Source organism: Acinetobacter sp. LipI_15 (assembly GCF_058242865.1).
This window is the reverse complement of sequence record NZ_JBZAYN010000001.1, coordinates 293,035-311,311: the sequence shown is the minus strand read 5'-3', so window position 1 is coordinate 311,311 and position 18,277 is coordinate 293,035. Positions and strand designations below refer to the sequence as shown.

Sequence of the window (18,277 nt, the reverse complement as noted above, 5' to 3'; positions counted from 1 at the left end):
TATGATGACAAAGGTGAATAAACAATAAATCAGTAAAAGGTGCACCATGAAAATACAATCGATTCAACTCAAGCACACTCTTCATTTTACTGATATCACCCTCAATTTTAATTATCACGATCTGCCGATTACCTTAATCTTGGGTGATCAAAGCTCCGGAAAAACCTCCCTACTGCGCTTTAGTTATCAGGCCCTCACTTGGTTTGCTGCACGCTATAAAGATTTACGTACCGCAGGTGTGGTGATGCTTGATCAAGACATCATGTTAAATCGCTTACAGTCGAAACTTGATATTCAGGTCAGTTTTCCCGAAGACATTGGTGCATTTCAGCTTTCAAGTGATCAGCAAGACCAAGACCCTCAGCGCTGTTCATGGCAATTGTATAAAACCTTAAACAGTCAAGGCGTCGGTCTCAGTAAGGCCGAAACACAGCAATTAGAATCGATGGTTGCGCTGTATCAAAAAGCCCTCAAAGCTGATCCGTTACAAGGGTTGCCACTCATTGCCTATTACCCTGCTGAACGTTTCGTCAACGATGTGAATATTCTCAATAAAAATAATCCTGCTATTTTTCAGCCTTCACATGCCTATGAAATCTCGGCCATTCCCTTTACCACGTTTATTCGTTTTTTTGAGTGGTTTCGAGAAATATCCGATATAGAAAATGCACAAAGTGCCGAATTAATTCAAAATTTATTACATCCAAAAAACCCAACTGACTCATCCAACACATCTGACACGCCACTTTTCGGACAAAAACTAGCGCAAGCTCAGGCCGATCTACACGCGCCATCACTCAGATCATTAAAACAAGCCTTAGAGACCGTGTTGCCCGATGTGAGCAATATTTATCTGCAATATCACCCCAAATTACAGTTAATGGTCTGCTATCAAGGCAAAGACATGTTATTTCAACAGCTGTCGAATAGTGTGCGCAACCTTGTGGCCTTAATTGGTGATATTGTACGTCGCCTCTGTCTACTCAATCCTCATAGCTTATATCCTTGCCAAGAAGGTGACGGTATTTTATTGATCGATGCCATAGACCACCAACTCGATCAAAACATGACTCAAGTGATTTTGACCCGTTTAAATCAAGCGTTTCCACGACTCCAAATCATTGCCAGCGGCAACCGTCCTGAACTGATGGAACAGGCTTCTCGCTTTCAGTGCTTACAATTACAGAATAAAAAGCTCAGTGAAATTCAGCCTGAAAAACTACAAGAAACCTATGATCAAATTTATCAGCAGTTGCAACTCGGATCTAAACCATCGCTTCCACCTAAAACTGAAGAGACTGAATTAAATGAGCCGCTAAACAATCCGGATATCATCCAGCACATGTTGCAATTAATTCAGACACAACTGACCGAGCAACAGCAACAAGAATTGGTTAGGGCTTTATCACAGCGAGGTGATCAGGACGTTACAATCCAACCACTGAGTTAAAAATACTAAGGCTGATTGGCTGAGTATAATACACCGACTCGATGTTTAAATATTCAGCAACAAGGCCGCAATAGATGTCTAGACAGTTTCGTCAGGCGTATAATGTGTAAGTGGTTCATAAAAAAGATTGATGTTGTTTTACGCATGTAATATGATCGGTTTTATTTGCAATTTTCATAGTAACATCGGAAATTGCTATCGCTTCACGAGTTGCGCAACACAGCTTGTTTTTAATTTTTTTTTGACACACATGGCTTTCAAGATTGAATTTTTGGACTGCTCTTTGCTGTCCTGTAATCCTTGAAAGATGAAATACACCTAGGTTTCACCGCCTAATCATGACAATGGATACGAGTGTGCTACCGATTATTATATTGTTACCGTTAATACTAGGCACAACACTTGTCTCGTGGTTGAAGCAATTCTCTCGCGGGGTAACAGCTTTAGGGGCGATTGGCGTCAGCCTCAGCAGTTTAGTTTTATTATTGAGTCAGGCCCCAGATGTCTTTAATGGCAAAACCATCATTCAAACTTGGCCGTGGCTCACTCAAGTTGGCATTGATTTCAGTTTCCGTCTCGATGCACTGGGCTTGTTGTTTTCCCTGCTCATTACGGGGATCGGCACCTTAATTTATATCTATGCCTACTATTATTTAAGTCCAAAGAATTCGCTCAGTAAACTGTATGTTTTATTGATGCTATTCATGGCTGCCATGCTCGGCATTTCATTGTCTAATAATTTAATTTTATTACTTATTTTTTGGGAACTCACCAGTATTTCATCTTTCCTTTTGGTCGGTTATTGGAGCAATTACGACGCAGCTCAGCGTGGCTCTCGAATGGCTTTGACCATTACAGGCATGGGTGGTCTATGTATGTTGGGTGGTTTTGTTCTGCTGGCGCAAATCACAGGCACCTATCAGATTGACCAAATCCTGACGATGAGTAGCCAAATTCAGCAGCATTCGCTTTTTGTGCCCACACTCTTATTGATTTTAATGGGGGCCTTTACCAAAAGTGCACAGTTCCCTTTCCATTTTTGGTTGCCAAATGCCATGGCGGCACCGACCCCCGTCTCGGCTTATCTACACTCTGCCACGATGGTGAAAGCCGGAATTTTCTTGCTTGCACGCTTATTGCCAATCTTTGCAGGCGCGGCGTTGTATCACAACTTGGTCACCTTTATTGGTTTGTTTACCTTATGTATGGCGGCCTTCTTTGCCATTTTCAAAGAAGATTTAAAAGGGCTGTTGGCCTATTCCACCATCAGCCATTTAGGTCTGATCGTTTGTTTACTCGGGATCGGTTCTCCCCTCGCAGTTGCCGCTGCTATTTTCCATATCATTAACCATGCAACCTTCAAAGCAGCCCTATTTATGATCGCGGGGATTATTGACCACGAATCAGGTACACGTGATTTACGAAAACTCTCTGGTTTATGGCAATTACTTCCGTTTACAGCAACGCTGACCATGATCACTGCGGCCTCTATGGCAGGTGTACCATTAACCAATGGTTTCCTTTCTAAAGAGATGTTCTTTACTGAACTTTTGGCCAACCTGACTGGGCCAGTGATGATCGTGTCAGCCATCATTGCCACCTTTGCCGGTATCTTTGCTGTCGCGTATTCGGTACGTTTGGTTCATGGGGTATTTTTTGATGGTCCACTAGGGAAAGATGTTCCCAATAAAGAAGCGCATGAACCACCGTTTGGCATGCGCGCACCAGCAACCTTACTGGCTGCTTTATGTATTTTAGTTGGACTCTTCCCTGCGTTATTGGTTGAGCATATTGTCAATAGTACCGCGCGTGCGAGTATTCAAAATACTGCGTTTGAAGGTACACATTTAGCGATTTGGCATGGTTTAAATGCACCCCTTTTGATGAGTGTGATTGCACTTTTAGGTGGTTTAGTTTTCTATTTCGCATTGGCAAAGGGCGGCAAATTACGCCGTATCGATTTGGATCCTCTTTTGGGCCGTTTGCAAGGCAAAATCCTGTTCGACTTATTTTTAAAGCATCTTTTACTCAGCTCAAGAAAGTTCCGTCGCTTTACTGAAAATGGCAAATTACAAAGCTATTTATTGTGGATTTTAATCTTTAGTGTAGCCATCGTCATTGTTCCATTTTGGCTGCAAGGTATCGGCACAGGCAGCCGTGAACTGATACATGCACCAATCATCGCAATCGTTCTGTGGCTATTATTATTCTCTGCATGTTGGATGATGCTTTGGTTCCACCATGAACGGATTAAAGCCGTCCTCATCAGTGGTGCAGTCGGTCTGGTTGTGACTATGGTGTTTATCTGTTTCTCCGCTCCAGATTTGGCGCTCACGCAGATTACTGTTGACGTGGTGACCACCGTGCTCTTACTCATGAGCTTATCATTATTACCACAGCTCACACCTTATGAGTCGAGTGTGTCTCGTCGTTGGCGAGATGCAATAATTGCGATTATTGCAGGTTTAGGGATCGCATGGATTTCATGGCTGATCATGACCCGCGATCATAATTCCATCTCATGGTTCTTTATGCAGCAATCCATCCCACTTGGTGGTGGTACCAATGTGGTCAACGTGATCTTGGTCGACTTCCGTGGCTTCGATACCTTTGGTGAAATTACCGTACTGGGAATTGCCGCAATTGGTACGCTGTGCATGATGGATGGTATGCGTGCTCATGGTACCACCATTACGCAAGGTCTGACCTATCGTTTTAATCCGTCACCACTGATGTTCCGTATTACATCATCATGGATTTTGCCTTTAGCACTCGTCATCAGCTTATATATTTTCCTACGGGGTCATAATTTACCAGGCGGTGGCTTTATTGCAGGCTTAATTACCTCTTTAGCCTTAGTGATTCAATATATTGCGCTCGGCCAAGACCGTGCTGAACAACTGATTGGTGCAAAATCAGGTCGCTTATATGAAGTTTGGATTGGTATTGGTTTAACCATTGCGGGGCTGACAGGTATCGCGGCTTGGCTATGGGGGCGTCCATTCCTGACCAGTGCTCATATCTATGTATCGCCACCCATTTTAGGTGAAATGCACCTTGCCTCCGCTGCCCTCTTCGACACAGGTGTCTACATCACCGTTGTGGGCGCGACGATGTTAATGATTTCCGTCTTAGGCGACTCGCGTCACTCGAGTATGTCTGGTCCAGTTCCAAGAGGCGAATAAGATGATTAGTTTAGAATTTTTACTCGCTTCAGCCATTGGCTTACTGACTGCAACAGGGGTCTACCTGATTTTGCGGGCACGTACCTTTCCTGTCGTACTGGGTTTAGCCATGATTGGCTATGCCGTGAACTTATTTTTATTTGTCATGGGGCGTATTCATGTCAACGCACCTGCCGTGTTAACTGAAACCACCAAAGCGACCGATCCTTTACCACAAGCCTTGGTCCTGACAGCCATTGTGATTGGCTTTGCGACCACTGCCTTTATCGTACAATTGGCTCTGCGTAGCCGCTATGAAACTGGAACAGATCATGTGGACTCCAAAGAAGAAATACCGCAAATTGACCCGCGGGAGGATGAGCCATAATGCATGATTTCATCCAATTTTGGACTACGCATAGCCCGATTTTCAGTATTTTAATTCCTGCAATTACTTCATTTATTTTAGTCCTGTTGGGCAACCCCGGCTCTGGCTCGCTGGCACATGACTGGCGACAACCTTGGCGTCGTGGAATCAGCTATGTTTCTGGCATCCTTGGGCTGATCACATCTATCAGTTATTTGATGATTGCCAGCTCTGGTCAAGTTTTGGTTTATAACTTGAGTGAATGGGCCGCACCATTCGGCATCGTTTTAGTCTTAGATCGACTCTCTGCTTTCATGTTGGTGCTAACCTATGGACTTGCTGTGCCAGTGATGTGGTTTGCTAGCAAAGAATGGGACGAACGTGGTCGTTATTTCCATGCCATGTGCCATTTCTTACTGATGGGTTTGTGTGGTGCGTTCCTGACAGGCGATTTATTTAACCTGTTTGTGTTCTTTGAAATCCTGTTGATGGCATCATATGTTTTGCTCTTACATGGTCAAGGCAAAGCACGTTTTCAGCTTGGTATTCATTACGTCACCATTAACCTATTTGCCTCTGCCCTCTTCCTGATTGGACTCGGGATGATTTACGGCAGTGTAGGTAGCTTAAATATGGCTGATGTTGCACGACTTATGCCTTTGCTTGAAGCGGATCAGCATCGTATTGCTGTAGCTGGTGCATTGTTACTGTTTACCGTCTTTGGCATCAAGGCAGCAATGCTGCCTGTAGGGTTCTGGTTACCGAAGACCTATGCTGTGGCAACCACGCCTGTCGCAGCCTTATTCACTATCATGACTAAGGTCGGCATCTATGCCATTCTCCGTGTCAATGGTACTGTGTTTGACGATGGGATTAGCCGTGAAATCTTACAACAGTGGTTGTTACCGATCGGCTTAGTAACCTCGCTCTATGGTGCTTATGGTGCTATCGGAACCGATCGTTTACGTCGTTTTGTCGGTTTTATGATTTTGTCTTCTATCGGGACAATATTGGTTGCGATTTCACTCTTTAATACGGATGCATGGGCTGCGGGGCTTTACTACCTGATTCACAGTACCATCATTGGTGCAGCTTTTTATATTCTCTCGGGTTGGATTACCTCACAACGTGGCGAATTTAAAGATCATTTTAAAATTGCGCCCCGTATGAAACAGCATAATACCGTTGCTGTCTGCTATTTCATCATTGCGTTGATGATGGCTGGTCTACCGCCCTTTAGCGGATTTTTGGGTAAAGTATTTCTCTTACAAGCAACGGCCAATTCACCTTACCAAATCATGATTATTTTGATCGTATTGTTGGTGAGTTTACTCAGTATTATTGCATTCACTCGAGTTGGTTTTGTGCTTTTCTGGCGTTCATCTCGCCCAGAAGATGATATTGATACTGAAGAATATCAGCGTTATCAGGCTTTGCCGAATAAGGCACCGCTTCGTAATGACAAAACCATTTATCTGCTGTTAACAGCGCTTGTGGGATATATGGTTTTTGCTGCACCGATCTATGACTATACCTACAAAACTGCGCAGCAAATTCAAGACAATCCATTATATGAATCATTGCTGCTAAAAAAGGATGAAAAAGGTCAAATCATCAGTGTTCAACCTTATGATCCTGAAAATTTACCTGAAACTAAATATGGTGGTGAATCAGCCGATCCAAATGCACACCTCATTCCTGCATTGATTGCACCTGAAACTCTACATGGCGAGCATATTTCTGAGTATAAGCAACGCCAAATTCAAGGACAGCAACAAGAAGAAAAACTACCTGAAGAGACCCAACTAAAACCGATGGAGGCACCTTAACATGGCGAAAACATCTGTATTAAATCGCTGGTTTCCGCATCCATTGGTATCAGTCATGGTTGGTCTGAGCTGGGTGATGTTAGCGCACAGTCTAGATGCGGCCACACTCTGCATGGCCTTGGTTTTAGCCATTGTTATTCCACGATTGGTTCGCCCTTTTATTGACCGAACGCCGAATATCAACTGGCTGGCAGCATGTAAATTATTCTTTGTGGTGCTGTGGGATATTATTGTCAGTAATATCCATGTTGCAAAATTAGTCCTTGGGCCAACACATAAACTGCACCCGAAATGGTTCCGTGTTCCTCTCGATACACAGCATGAGGAAGTCAATTCTTTACTTGCGATGATCATCACCACCACACCCGGTACAGTGTCTGCTGGGATTGACCAAGACCGTGGTGATATTTTGGTCCATGCGCTGAGCACGGATGACCCTGAAGCGGAAATTCAAACCATTAAAGAGCGCTATGAACGCCCTCTCATCCTCATTTTTGGCGCTGATACAGGAGAATCCACATGACAATTTTACCGTATGCGCTTGGCATCTGTTTAGTTGCGGTGACGATCTCGATGTTACTGTGCCTCATCCGCTTAGTGATGGGACCCTCAATCGTAGACCGACTACTTGCTTTAGATACCTTATTTTTAAATGCCACTTGTTTAATTGTCATTTTAGGTATTTATTGGGCAAGTACATCGATGTTTGAGGGGGCATTATTGGTTGCCATGCTTGGGTTTGTGTCTACAGCCGCTTTAGCACGCTATTTCACCACTGGCCACGTGATCGACTAGGAGTCCATTAATATGCAATTAGTCATGGAAATTTTGGTCTCGATTTTTTTGGTTATTGGCGCTTTTTTCATGTTGGTCGGCGGTATTGGCATGGTTCGCCTACCTGACTTATTTATGCGTCTACACGCACCGACCAAATCGAGCACTTTAGGCTTAGGAAGTTTTCTAATTGCTGCAATTATTTATGCGGCATTTCAAGGCCGTTTTGGTTTTGCAGAAATCCTAATCACGCTTTTTGCTTTTATCACTGCACCGGTTTCTGCAAACCTCATGGCACAAGCGGCATTACATTTACGACTGCGCTCGATGAGTGGTGATGCACCAGAGGCTCTGAATCGCCCTCTTCCTTGGCAGCGAACTCGGCGCCGTGCATTTCACTCTAAACTCCATTCAAAACCGGAGGATCTGGATTAAATCTAGATCCAGTTTTGATTATGTCTTCGAGCTAAAAAAATCTTTGATTCGCATCCACATTTTTTCAAATACGCTACTTTGAGCCATATATTGCAAACGCTTTTGGTTATATGGCGTCGTTTTTAAACCATATTTTTCAGCTCAATCAATCAGCATATTTGTTTCATAACGACTTTGAAAATGATCAGACCATTTAGGCTGATATTGACTCATCTCAAGATTCGCCAATTCATAAAACAGCTGTACCATCACGGCATCCTGTCTTGAAACAAAATTTTTCTGCTCATTAATCTGTAAACTAGCCTGCTCTCGTATAGCATCATATTCTGCTGTTGTGAGTTTTCGCTGATTCTTCCAGTGTGCATCGGGTACATAACCTGTTCCATAATATACATTCAACAATAGATATTCATGAAAATATTTTGCTGTCACACTTTTTCTTTGGCTGTTAAAATATTCAGATGAATCCATTCACTGCTAAGATGTATCGATGGATCATGCTTCATACCTTCTGCAATCCAATTTTTGGCTAGTTTAATATTGCCGATCAACTCATAAGCTGTGCCTAAATTCACTGCCATCTTCGGTAAACCTGGATGCTCTTTTTCAATTTCACTTAAAACCTTAATGGCTAAATCGTGACGACCTGCGTAGATCTGATGTACGGCATAATCATTTTCTGCCTGATAGTCTATTGGGCTAGGATGCCTTGAGACAAAGTTCTTCAATTTTTCGCCATGATGTTCTTCGTGTTGATTTTCTTTTTCTGAATCAGATGTATAAAAATCTTCTACATAGGTATTTAAACATGCCCAACTTGGCATAGTGATGAGTAATATGCTGCTCAATAGCATGATTTTTTTTATTATATTGTGTGTATAGACTGGACTATCCAATGTCATTTTCAAGCTTAGTTTTATCATCTAGTTATAATTCTGTGTGTTATTGGGTATTTTTAAATAATGACCATTCAAACATAAAAAAGCCACCCGAAGGTGGCTTTTTTCATTCAGCGAACTGAATTATTCATCATCTTTTTTTGCTTCGTCAGTAGGAGGTAAGTCCTTGACCGCTTCCGCAATTAGACCAAACATATAGTTGCCATAAGCATTTGTTTTGTCGTAATGGAAACGCAAACGTGGCGTAATACGTGTTTTGATACGACGGCTCAGTTCATGACGCAAGAAACCAGATGCTTTATTCAAGACATCTAAAGTTTCTTTATTTGCGGCTTCACTTTGCTCATCGCCTAGCTCACGCCCCATTACAGTCACATAAACTTCGGCATATCCTAAGTCTGGGCTCACCTTCACGGCAGAGATGGTCACAAGACCACCTAAGCGTGGATCTTTCAGCTCCTGACGGATTAGTTCTGACAACTCACGTTGTACTGTATCCGCCATACGCTTCAGACGTTGACTACCCGCCATTAAAGACTCCGTTTAATTAATTGAACATCGTACACTTCAATCTTATCTTGTGCTTTGATGTCTTTATAGCCTTTCACCGCAAGACCACATTCCATACCGGCACGAACTTCTTCAACCACATCTTTGTAGCGACGAAGAGATTCAAGCTCACCTTGGAATACCACCACGTCATCACGTAATACGCGAATCGGTTTATTACGGTGTAATGTACCTTCAAGTACCATACAACCTGCAGCAGCACCGAATTTACTTGAGTGGAACACTTCACGTACTTCAGCAACACCAAGAATTGTTTCACGGTGTTCAGGCGCTAATTTACCGCTCATCGCATCTTTCACATCATCAATTAATTGATAGATGATCGAGTAGTAACGAATGTCGATACCATCAGCATCAGCTTTTTGACGTGCAGTATTATCAGCACGTACGTTAAAGCCGAGAAGAACCGCTTCTGATGATTCAGCAAGTGTTACGTCAGACTCAGTGATCGCACCAACACCTGAACCAATAATACGTACTTTCACTTCATCAGTTGCAAGTTCAGCAAGTGCAACGTGTAATGCTTCCAAAGTACCACGTACGTCTGTTTTCAATACCACGTTGACAATAGGCACATCTTTCTTACCCATAGACGCCATGATATTTTCAAGACGCATCGCAGATTGACGCTCAAGACGTTTTTGACGTTCACGATCCATACGCGCATCAGCAACTTCACGTGCTTTTTTCTCGTCATTTACAACAAGAACTTCATCACCTGCCATTGGCGCTTCTGGAAGACCTAAGATTTCTACTGGAATCGAAGGACCTGCTGACTTGATACGTTGACCGTTTTCATCTGTCATTGCACGTACACGACCGTAAGATGCACCTGCAAGAACAAGATCACCTACTTTCAATGTACCGTTTTGAACAAGAATCGAAGTTACTGCACCGCGACCTTTGTCTACACGCGCTTCAATGACCACACCTTGTGCTGCACCTTCTTCAGACGCTTTCAGCTCTAGAAGTTCGGCTTGAATTGAGATCAAGTCAAGAAGTTCGTCGATACCTGCACCTGAGTGTGCTGAAACCATTGCCACTGGTACATCACCGCCCCATTGTTCAGGAACGATTTCTTTAGTCGTCAATTCATTTAACACGCGATCTGGATCAGCAGACTCTTTATCCATTTTGTTGATAGCAACAATAATTGGCGTACCTGCTGCACGTGCATGGTCAATCGCTTCCGCAGTTTGTGGCATAACACCATCATCTGCTGCAACAACCAACACTACGATATCTGTAGATTTCGCACCACGTGAACGCATTGCAGTAAATGCTGCGTGTCCCGGTGTATCTAAGAAAGTAATAATACCTTTTTCAGTTTTCACATGGTAAGCACCAATATGCTGTGTGATACCACCTGCTTCACCTGCAGCCACTTTAGAGCGACGAATACGGTCAAGAAGTGATGTTTTACCATGGTCAACGTGACCCATAATTGTCACAACTGGCGGACGAGTGGTTTGGACACCACGCGCTTCTTCAGCTGCTTCAAGTAAGTTGTCTTCTGCTTGTGTATCCGAAACAAGTACTGGATTGTGACCCATTTCTTCAACAACAAGTGCTGCAATTTCTTGATCAATCGCTTGGTTTTGAGTAACCAATTCGCCCATTTTCATGAGTGATTTGATAACTTCGCGAACTTTAACCGCCATTTTCGCAGCCAAGTCAGCAACAACAATTGTTTCACCAATTTCAACATCATAAACTTGTTTTTTAACTGGTTTTTCAAAGCCATGCTTGTTCGCTTGACTTGTTTTTAAACCACGTTTATGTGAGTTATCACGGAAAGATTGCTCTTCGCCACGACGACCACCTTTTTTAGGTGAACGTGAATTGTTGGTATTGGTACCACGTTTAATTTCACGGTCTTCTTTCGCAAATGAATCTTCATATGCCTGACCTACAAGGCCGGCAGCAAGCGGAGAATCATCTACAACACGAATGGTCGCAGTAGTGTCTTCGTTAGAATACTTAGACGCCATTTGACGCATTTGCTCAAGCGTACGTTGTTGCGCTTCTTCAGCGGCTTTACGACGCGCCGCTTCTTCTACAGCTTTCAATTGTGCTGCTTGAGCTTCACGTGCTTTTTTCTGTTCTAGAGTTTCAACAGGTTTTGTAATTGGCTTGTTGTTTGACTTACGTTTTACAACAACCGCAGCTTTCGGTGTTTCTTGCTTCGCATGTTCTTGCTTCGCAGCAGCGCGCATTGCTTCTAAAGCTTGTTTCGCTTTAGATACTGGTTGTTGCTTCGGTTCTTCAGCTTTCGCTTCAACCTTAGGTTCCTGTTTACGTGCTTGTTGGTCAGCTTGTGCTTTCGCTAATGCTTCAGCTTTAATTTGCTCAGGATCCGGTTTAACAAATGTATGTTTCTTACGAACTTCTACATTAATCGTTTTTGCCTTGCCCGATGTACTCGCCACTTTAGCAGTACTGGTAGTTTTACGTTTCAACGTGATTTGTCCTGCATTGCCCGCATCCTGACCATGAACTTTTTTCAAATGGTTAACGAGGGCATTTTGTTGTTCAGTGGAGATAATATCGTCAGGTTTAGTTTGTGGTAAACCCGCATCACGAACCTGTTCCAGCAGCTTCTCAACTGGACGACCCACGCTGAGAGCTAACTCCTTAATCGACTTGTCCGTCATATATTACCTCCTAGTTAAACCATGATTCGCGCGCTTTCATAATAAGTTGACCTGCTTTTTCAGCACCTAAACCTTCGATATCAGAGATATCGTCAGTGGCTTGATCTGCAAGATCATCTACAGTTACCACACCGCGAGCGGCAAGCGCATATGCGATTTCTTTAGTCACGCCTTCCATTGCAGCAAGCTCTTCGCTTGGCTCTTGGATGTTTTCTTGTTGCTTCAATGCATCAGCCAATGCAATTTCTTTTGCACGACCTTGTAGCATTTCAACAGTTTCAGCATCAAGTTCGATCTCATCGAATGTTTCCGCAGGAACATACGCGATTTCTTCTAATGATGTGAAACCCATTTCAACTAACGCCATCGCTAAGTCTTCATCAATATCTAGACGTGTAACAAACATATCTAAATATTGTTGCGCTTCGTTTTGTTGGCGTGCGTGATATTCTTCTTCAAGCATCATATTGAGCTTGTAACCAGTCAATTCAGATGCTAAGCGTACGTTTTGACCTTGAGAGCCAATTGCACGTGCTAACTGATCACTCGTTGCAAAAATAATATCTGCAGTACGTTCTTCTTCATCAATCACGATACCTGATACATCAGCAGGCTCTAGAGCACTTGCAATGTACTGTGCCGCGTCATCAGACCAAACGACTACATCAATACGCTCACCATTTAACTCTGATTGAACTGCTTGGATACGTGTACCACGCATACCAATACATGCACCTACAGGATCAATACGGTGATCGTTTGTTTTCACAGCGATTTTAGCACGAACGCCAGGTTGGCGTGCAGCAGCCTTAATCTCAATGATTTCTTCAGCAATTTCAGGAATTTCTTTCTTCATCAATGCAATGAGCATTTCTGGTTTAGAACGAGAAAGTAATAACTGAGCACCACGGCCTTCACGGTTTACGTTAAACAAAATCGCGTTTACACGTTGTTTAGGACGTAGAATTTCTTTAGCGATCATTTCTTCACGCGCAAGATATGCTTCTGCATTGTCACCTAAATCAATGATAAAGCCATCTTTGGTTTGTTTTTTCACTTCACCGTAGATGAGTTCACCAACTTTAGATTCGTAAGCATCTGCAATTAGCGCTCGCTCTGCTTCACGAATTTTTTGAACAATTACTTGTTTCGCAATTTGTGCCGCAATACGACCGAAATCAATCGATTCAACTTCAAGTTCACGGATATCCCCAATTGCCCATTTTGCAGGATCTACATCAGAGATCGCATCTTGGCATGCTGGCATTTCGTGATCTTCGTCGGCAACCACTTCCCATTGACGGAAAGTACGGTAATCACCAGTACGACGGTCGATTTCTACACGTAGACGAGCTTCTTCCGAGTGAGTTCCCTCGTAGAATTTCTTCTTAGTCGCTGCAACTAAAGCTTGTTCAAGCGCTTCAAAAATTGCATCACGACTTACACCTTTTTCGTTACTAACCGTTTCTACTACGGTAAGAATTTCACGAGCCATAAGTCACCTATTCGTTCAGATTCTTATTTATTAAATTAATCTTGGAAAACCAGATTTGCTTTATCAATATTGTGGCTGTCAATATCCAACACTTGTTGCTTTTCAACTTCAACCTGAATCATTTCGCTTTCAAGGTGTACGCTTACAAGTTTGGCTTGGAATTTACGACGATTATCCACAGCACTGATCAAACGCAAAGCGACTTGCTGACCAATGTATGCCGTCATTTGTTCCAATTTAAAGAACTGACGATCCCAACCTGGAGATGACACTTCCAATGCATATTCGCCTGAAATTGGATCATGTACATCCAACATCGCACCCACTTGCTGAGTGACACGAACACAGTCCTGCACGCCGATACCACGGCCTTGCTCAACTTCGCCATCTTCATTGATGACAGGTTCTGCATTTTCATCAACTTCACGGTCGATATAAATACGTAACAGTGAACGCTTACCCTGAGGTTGGAAATCAATCCCCCAAAGTTCTACATCACATGCTTGCACCGCTGGGGCAATTAAGTCCTGAAGTGCTTGAGTTTTATTTGATAGCTTCATTTACTCTCGTCAAATTTGTGCGATTCGATGGTCGAAATGACCACTACAGACCAATACGAAACTATAGTAGTAGTGAAACATGACGGTTTGACCAAAATACTGTCGACACTACACGATAGCCAATAAAAAAGGGCGTAAATCGCCCCATTATTACACAGAAAACCATAGTCCACTGTGCAAAAAGGCCCACCTAGTTGTGAGCCTCTTTTAGAAACTTGGTAGCGGGAGCTGGATTTGAACCAACGACCTTCGGGTTATGAGCCCGACGAGCTACCAGACTGCTCCATCCCGCATCAACATGCAAAAATTATATACAATTTCTTGGTCATTTTCAATCTAAAACAACCTGAAGAATTGCCCTACTGAGTTGCATCTCAGAGGATTGGTAGCGGGAGCTGGATTTGAACCAACGACCTTCGGGTTATGAGCCCGACGAGCTACCAGACTGCTCCATCCCGCATCAACATCACAATGACTTTCAGATAAACTGCTTATATAGCTTGTGCACTATATAAGATTGGTAGCGGGGGCTGGATTTGAACCAACGACCTTCGGGTTATGAGCCCGACGAGCTACCAGACTGCTCCACCCCGCATCAATATGCAAATAGTTCTCTCAGCTTTAAAAGCTGTCCATTTAAAAGTTTGCATCTTAAAAATAGAATTGATTGGTAGCGGGAGCTGGATTTGAACCAACGACCTTCGGGTTATGAGCCCGACGAGCTACCAGACTGCTCCATCCCGCATCAACAGAGTTTTGCTGCATACACCAACTTATGTTCTGGATTATAAGTTGGTGCGGAAGGGGGGACTTGAACCCCCACGCCCGAAAGCACTACCACCTCAAGGTAGCGTGTCTACCAATTCCACCACCACCGCAGCTGTGACGCATTCTAGTCGCAACACGTCAAAAAAGAAAGCGCTAAATAAATTATTCAGCGCTTTTTGGTGCAGTTGGCGAAGTTTCAGCCGATTTTGCTGGCGCAGTCGGTACTGAAGAAATCGCATTCAGACTATAAGCATCTGTCGTTTGTTTCTTTGCAAACACAGCAAGTGTCAAGCTCGTAACAAAGAACAAAGCCGTTAAAATCGCAGTCAAACGGGTCATAAAGTTACCCGAACCAGATGCACCAAATACAGTTGCAGCACCGCCGCCACCAAAAGATGCACCCGCATCTGCGCCTTTACCATGCTGAACTAAAATCAACACGATCATTAAAATCGCTAAGATAATATGTACCACCAGCACAAACGTATGCATGCTGAACTCCTAATTATTTTGTATTTGCAAATGCTCGAGCAATTTTATAAAACGACTCTGCATTTAATGATGCACCACCGACCAGCGCACCATTGATATCTGGACAGGCTGCCAACTCTACTGCATTTTCTGGTTTTACACTACCACCATAAAGAATTGCAGTATGAAGTCCCATCGGGGTGATTTGGCTTAAACCTTCACGAATTTTAGCATGCATCGCTTGCGCATCTTCAGGTGACGCTGTTTTACCTGTGCCAATGGCCCAAATTGGCTCATAAGCCACCACAATTTGTTTCCACTGCTCTGCTTGTACGACAGCAGCAATATCACATATTTGTTGTAACACAACCTGTTCTGCTTGGCCGCTTTCACGTTGTTCTAAGCTTTCACCCACGCAATAAATCACAGTCAAACCTGCGTTTAATGCATTTTTTACTTTTTCATTAATGATATGCGGTTGATCAGCAAAAATTTCACGGCGTTCTGAATGACCAATCAGTACAAATTCAATACCATAATCTTTTAATAGCTCAGCACTAAGCTCACCCGTGTATGCACCTGTACCTGCGACGCGAGAAACGTCTTGTGCAACAGTCATGATGTAACGGCTTGCTTGTGCTAATTCATTTTGCACCGAGGTCAGAGCAATAGCTGTTGGTGCAACCCCAATATGGCATGCCGCTTCAGCAATATTTTGTTCATTTAATAATTGCTTAAAATTCTTAAGAAGTGCGCCAGCATCGGCTTGCAATGGGTTCATTTTCCAGTTACCCACTACCCAAGGCGTAATCGTCGAACCCGACATATTTATCCCACATGACAAAGATGAAATCGGGCACATTCTACACGTAATTCATAATTTTGAAGATAAATTTCAACACATTTGCATCTTCGAACCACACCAGTCATTCCAAGATCTTCACTTTTCTGTAAAAAAATTAAGCAGATTTAAGGACTGGTTCATGCTTTTTACCAATTCTTAGCTAGTGACAACACTTTAAGATATGGTATTTTTGTGCAACAAAAGTATAATTTTGCTATACCAATTATAAACAGACTGAAGCATAGGCAAGTAAAAGCATGACAGCAGTTCAAGGTTCTTCAAGATTTACGGGGTTTATTCGTCGCTTAGTTGACGAAGGGCATCTGTCTGCCGAAAAAATGCAAGCAGCGCTGCAAAATTCAAAAAAGGCTCATCAAGATATCGTGCCGCATTTGATTCAGGAATATCACCTTTCAGCACGCCTGATCGCAGAAACCATCTCGATAGAGTTCGGTGAACCGGTTTTTGATATTTCAACTTATGATACGTCTTTAATTATACGTGATGAATTTGAAGATAAACTCATTACCAAGCATCGTATTTTGCCTATTTTTAAACATGGCAATTTATTATTCGTTGCGATCAGTAATCCCACCAATATTGAAGCAGTGGATGCCATTCGATTTGGTAGTAAGCTGAATACTGAAACAATTATTGTTGAACATGACAAACTTGAAAAGTTAATTGAACAAAACTTCGCTGAAGAAAGTACTTTCGATTTTGATGATGACTTTGATCTTGATCTAGATAGTGAAACACCTGATCCAGCGAAAGAAGATGAAGATGAGGCAACGGGGGATGAAGCTCCGATTGTTAAATACATCAATAAGCTGCTAGTCGACGCAATTCGTATGGGTGCATCTGACTTACACTTCGAACCCTACGAAAAAACCTATCGCGTCCGCTACCGTGTCGATGGCGTGTTAAGAACAATTACAAATCCGCCCTTGCAGCTCGCTACTCGACTTGCTTCGCGTTTAAAAGTCATGTCACAAATGGACATCTCGGAAAAGCGTATACCTCAAGACGGTCGTATCAAGTTAAAGCTGTCAAAGAACAAAGCTATCGACTTCCGTGTGAACTCTTTACCAACATTGTTTGGTGAAAAACTTGTTCTACGTATCCTTGATCCATCTAGTGCGATGCTAGGGATTGATGCGTTGGGTTATGAACCTGATCAAAAAGAACTGTTCATGCAAGCTTTAGAAAAACCACAAGGCATGCTGCTCATCACTGGTCCAACGGGTTCCGGTAAAACCGTATCTCTATATACAGGTCTAAATATTCTCAACCGTGAAGATACCAACATTTCAACGGCCGAGGATCCTGTGGAAATTAACTTAGAAGGGATCAATCAGGTCAACGTAAATAATAAAGTCGGCCTCACCTTCTCTGCAGCCTTAAAATCATTCTTACGTCAAGACCCTGATATTGTGATGGTCGGTGAGATTCGAGATTTAGAAACGGCTGAAATTGCAATTAAAGCGGCTCAAACGGGTCACATGGTCATGTCTACACTACATACCAACAGTGCACCTGAAACACTGACACGCTTACGTAATATGGGCGTACCTTCATTTAACATCGCGACATCCGTGAACCTTGTCATTGCGCAGCGACTTGCACGTCGCCTATGTTCACAATGTAAAGAAACAGTAGAGGTACCAAAACAAAGTCTACTGGAACTTGGTTTTACCGAAGATGATTTAAATACACCAGAATTTCAAATTTACCAACCTGTGGGTTGTGCCGAATGCCGTGAGGGCTATAAAGGCCGTGTCGGTATTTACGAAGTCATGAAAGTGACGCCTGAAATTTCAAGAATTATTATGGAAGATGGCAATGCTTTACAAATTGCCGAAGCTTCAAATCAAGCAGGTTTTAACAATTTACGCCGTTCAGGCTTAATTAAGGTCATGCAGGGGGTGACTTCACTTCAAGAAGTCAATCGTGTGACCAGTGAGTAAGTGAATTAGTATTTAAAAATAAGGATAAAT

Annotated in this window: 16 protein-coding genes and 5 tRNA genes; 8 read left to right on the top strand and 13 right to left on the bottom strand. The window is 42.9% G+C overall.

Annotated features, from left to right (window positions below; translation table 11 throughout):
• Positions 1-46: 46 nt before the first annotated feature.
• The 7 genes from AC4CU0_RS01455 (at position 47) to AC4CU0_RS01425 (ending at position 8,019) form a co-directional block, all read left to right on the top strand.
• Complete coding sequence (locus tag AC4CU0_RS01455) at positions 47-1,450, top strand: ATP-binding protein (RefSeq protein ID WP_490742295.1); 1,404 nt, start codon at positions 47-49, stop codon at positions 1,448-1,450.
• A 344-nt stretch (positions 1,451-1,794) separates the two neighbouring features.
• Complete coding sequence (locus AC4CU0_RS01450; RefSeq protein WP_180175663.1) at positions 1,795-4,635, top strand: monovalent cation/H+ antiporter subunit A; 2,841 nt, start codon at positions 1,795-1,797, stop codon at positions 4,633-4,635.
• 1 nt (position 4,636) lies between these two features.
• Positions 4,637-5,002, top strand: a complete 366-nt coding sequence (locus AC4CU0_RS01445; protein ID WP_078189407.1) for a Na+/H+ antiporter subunit C — start codon at positions 4,637-4,639, stop codon at positions 5,000-5,002.
• Positions 5,002-6,810 (top strand): monovalent cation/H+ antiporter subunit D, encoded by a 1,809-nt coding sequence (locus tag AC4CU0_RS01440; RefSeq protein WP_490742293.1) that lies wholly within the window; start codon positions 5,002-5,004, stop codon positions 6,808-6,810. The genes AC4CU0_RS01445 and AC4CU0_RS01440 overlap by 1 nt, the downstream gene beginning before the upstream one ends.
• Position 6,811: 1 nt before the next feature.
• A complete protein-coding gene (locus tag AC4CU0_RS01435) occupies positions 6,812-7,333 on the top strand; it encodes a Na+/H+ antiporter subunit E (protein ID WP_180012108.1) in 522 nt (173 codons plus the stop codon).
• Complete coding sequence (locus AC4CU0_RS01430) at positions 7,330-7,605, top strand: monovalent cation/H+ antiporter subunit F (RefSeq protein WP_078189410.1); 276 nt, start codon at positions 7,330-7,332, stop codon at positions 7,603-7,605. The genes AC4CU0_RS01435 and AC4CU0_RS01430 overlap by 4 nt, the downstream gene beginning before the upstream one ends.
• 12 nt (positions 7,606-7,617) lie before the next feature.
• On the top strand, positions 7,618-8,019 hold the full coding sequence (locus AC4CU0_RS01425; RefSeq protein WP_180024269.1) for a Na+/H+ antiporter subunit G: 402 nt from the start codon (positions 7,618-7,620) through the stop codon (positions 8,017-8,019).
• Positions 8,020-8,160: 141 nt separating this feature from the next.
• Here the strand turns inward: AC4CU0_RS01425 and AC4CU0_RS01420 are convergent, their stop codons facing one another.
• From AC4CU0_RS01420 to tpiA, 13 genes are all read right to left on the bottom strand, one after another.
• Positions 8,161-8,451, bottom strand: a complete 291-nt coding sequence (locus tag AC4CU0_RS01420; protein ID WP_490742290.1) for a hypothetical protein — start codon at positions 8,449-8,451, stop codon at positions 8,161-8,163.
• Positions 8,448-8,873 (bottom strand): tetratricopeptide repeat protein, encoded by a 426-nt coding sequence (locus tag AC4CU0_RS01415; RefSeq protein ID WP_490742288.1) that lies wholly within the window; start codon positions 8,871-8,873, stop codon positions 8,448-8,450. The genes AC4CU0_RS01420 and AC4CU0_RS01415 overlap by 4 nt, the downstream gene beginning before the upstream one ends.
• A gap of 168 nt (positions 8,874-9,041) precedes the next feature.
• Positions 9,042-9,449: a ribosome-binding factor A gene (locus AC4CU0_RS01410; protein ID WP_078189413.1), complete on the bottom strand. Its 408-nt coding sequence runs from the start codon at positions 9,447-9,449 to the stop codon at positions 9,042-9,044.
• The gene (infB, locus tag AC4CU0_RS01405; protein ID WP_490742286.1) at positions 9,449-12,142 is read right to left on the bottom strand and encodes a translation initiation factor IF-2; all 2,694 of its coding nucleotides are present in this window, start codon (positions 12,140-12,142) and stop codon (positions 9,449-9,451) included. Before infB ends, AC4CU0_RS01410 begins: the two co-directional genes overlap by 1 nt.
• 10 nt (positions 12,143-12,152) lie before the next feature.
• Entirely contained in the window at positions 12,153-13,637 is a 1,485-nt protein-coding gene (gene nusA / locus AC4CU0_RS01400) for a transcription termination factor NusA (RefSeq protein ID WP_078192558.1), read from the bottom strand.
• Between the two features lie 35 nt (positions 13,638-13,672).
• On the bottom strand, positions 13,673-14,197 hold the full coding sequence (gene rimP, locus AC4CU0_RS01395) for a ribosome maturation factor RimP (RefSeq protein WP_490742285.1): 525 nt from the start codon (positions 14,195-14,197) through the stop codon (positions 13,673-13,675).
• Between the two features lie 216 nt (positions 14,198-14,413).
• Positions 14,414-14,490: transfer RNA gene (locus tag AC4CU0_RS01390), tRNA-Met, on the bottom strand.
• Between the two features lie 90 nt (positions 14,491-14,580).
• Positions 14,581-14,657 (bottom strand) — tRNA-Met (locus AC4CU0_RS01385).
• Positions 14,658-14,715: 58 nt separating this feature from the next.
• Positions 14,716-14,792 (bottom strand) — tRNA-Met (locus tag AC4CU0_RS01380).
• A gap of 73 nt (positions 14,793-14,865) precedes the next feature.
• A tRNA-Met gene (locus AC4CU0_RS01375) sits at positions 14,866-14,942 on the bottom strand.
• A 48-nt stretch (positions 14,943-14,990) separates the two neighbouring features.
• Positions 14,991-15,075, bottom strand: a tRNA-Leu gene (locus AC4CU0_RS01370).
• Between the two features lie 52 nt (positions 15,076-15,127).
• The gene (gene secG, locus AC4CU0_RS01365; protein ID WP_078192560.1) at positions 15,128-15,457 is read right to left on the bottom strand and encodes a preprotein translocase subunit SecG; all 330 of its coding nucleotides are present in this window, start codon (positions 15,455-15,457) and stop codon (positions 15,128-15,130) included.
• Between the two features lie 13 nt (positions 15,458-15,470).
• Complete coding sequence (tpiA, locus tag AC4CU0_RS01360; protein ID WP_180145503.1) at positions 15,471-16,262, bottom strand: triose-phosphate isomerase; 792 nt, start codon at positions 16,260-16,262, stop codon at positions 15,471-15,473.
• Between the two features lie 275 nt (positions 16,263-16,537).
• On the opposite strand from tpiA, the gene pilB reads away from it, so the two are divergent.
• Positions 16,538-18,247, top strand: a complete 1,710-nt coding sequence (pilB, locus tag AC4CU0_RS01355) for a type IV-A pilus assembly ATPase PilB (protein ID WP_490742284.1) — start codon at positions 16,538-16,540, stop codon at positions 18,245-18,247.
• Positions 18,248-18,277 lie beyond the last annotated feature (30 nt).

Bases quoted from the DNA above. Each gene is read 5' to 3' on its own strand.
- AC4CU0_RS01445 (WP_078189407.1), top strand. From the start codon at position 4,637: ATGATTAGTTTAGAATTTTTACTCGCTTCAGCCATTGGCTTACTGACT.
- infB (WP_490742286.1), bottom strand. From the start codon at position 12,142: ATGACGGACAAGTCGATTAAGGAGTTAGCTCTCAGCGTGGGTCGTCCA.
- pilB (WP_490742284.1), top strand. From the start codon at position 16,538: ATGACAGCAGTTCAAGGTTCTTCAAGATTTACGGGGTTTATTCGTCGC.
- AC4CU0_RS01435 (WP_180012108.1), top strand. From the start codon at position 6,812: ATGGCGAAAACATCTGTATTAAATCGCTGGTTTCCGCATCCATTGGTA.
- secG (WP_078192560.1), bottom strand. From the start codon at position 15,457: ATGCATACGTTTGTGCTGGTGGTACATATTATCTTAGCGATTTTAATG.
- AC4CU0_RS01455 (WP_490742295.1), top strand. From the start codon at position 47: ATGAAAATACAATCGATTCAACTCAAGCACACTCTTCATTTTACTGAT.
- nusA (WP_078192558.1), bottom strand. From the start codon at position 13,637: ATGGCTCGTGAAATTCTTACCGTAGTAGAAACGGTTAGTAACGAAAAA.
- AC4CU0_RS01450 (WP_180175663.1), top strand. From the start codon at position 1,795: ATGGATACGAGTGTGCTACCGATTATTATATTGTTACCGTTAATACTA.
- rimP (WP_490742285.1), bottom strand. From the start codon at position 14,197: ATGAAGCTATCAAATAAAACTCAAGCACTTCAGGACTTAATTGCCCCA.
- AC4CU0_RS01425 (WP_180024269.1), top strand. From the start codon at position 7,618: ATGCAATTAGTCATGGAAATTTTGGTCTCGATTTTTTTGGTTATTGGC.
- AC4CU0_RS01415 (WP_490742288.1), bottom strand. From the start codon at position 8,873: ATGCTATTGAGCAGCATATTACTCATCACTATGCCAAGTTGGGCATGT.
- AC4CU0_RS01410 (WP_078189413.1), bottom strand. From the start codon at position 9,449: ATGGCGGGTAGTCAACGTCTGAAGCGTATGGCGGATACAGTACAACGT.
- tpiA (WP_180145503.1), bottom strand. From the start codon at position 16,262: ATGTCGGGTTCGACGATTACGCCTTGGGTAGTGGGTAACTGGAAAATG.
- AC4CU0_RS01440 (WP_490742293.1), top strand. From the start codon at position 5,002: ATGCATGATTTCATCCAATTTTGGACTACGCATAGCCCGATTTTCAGT.
- AC4CU0_RS01430 (WP_078189410.1), top strand. From the start codon at position 7,330: ATGACAATTTTACCGTATGCGCTTGGCATCTGTTTAGTTGCGGTGACG.